Here is a 597-nt window from a genome sequence, read left to right on the forward strand (position 1 = left end):
TAGGGCAGAAGGCGTCTACAATTCTAGGGGCTATTCAGTCCGAGACCGGCGTGTTGTCCCGTGGAGTCTCGAGACTGGTGAAGGTAAGCGGAACGGCGGTGTTGGTTTTGGTCTTGGATGCAGCGACTGCTGCAACAGGCCGCTTGCGCGTGACAGGCACTGGAACGACCCTCCCCGCGTGAGGGCTCGTCGCCGCCCTTTGGGCGAGACGCGCCTCGGGCCGGTTCGCAACCACGGCGTCGACATATGCCGAGGCCTCATCCAGATCCCGCACCGTGGCGCGGATGAACTCACCACCCTCCGGCACCTTGTCGAAGACCATCAGCTGGGTTTCCACACTCGTGCCAAGCTTACGATAAACCTGTCCCGGGATCGTCAGCGCCAAGCGCGGCGTGAAGAGGCCGCAGGCGCGCGACCATTGCGCGGCATCACGCTTGGCGCTGAACCCCGGCGGCATGATCGCCACCAGCCGTCCGCCGGGCGCGAGGCGCTTCGCAGCCGCGACGAGATGCTTGGCCGCGATGTGCTTGTCCCTTGAGCGATCGACCGAAGAGGCAAAGGGCGGGTTCATGGCCACGACATCGGGCAGGACCGGTG

1 pseudogene is annotated in these 597 nt (G+C 65.2%); it reads right to left on the reverse strand.

Annotated elements, in window-relative coordinates:
* Nucleotides 1–37 precede the first annotated feature (37 nt).
* A pseudogene (locus tag TA5113_RS08790) lies at nt 38–597 on the reverse strand (SAM-dependent methyltransferase); the annotation flags it as partial.

The sequence above is a fragment of the Cognatishimia activa genome (genome assembly GCF_001458335.1).
Lineage (GTDB): Bacteria > Pseudomonadota > Alphaproteobacteria > Rhodobacterales > Rhodobacteraceae > Cognatishimia > Cognatishimia activa.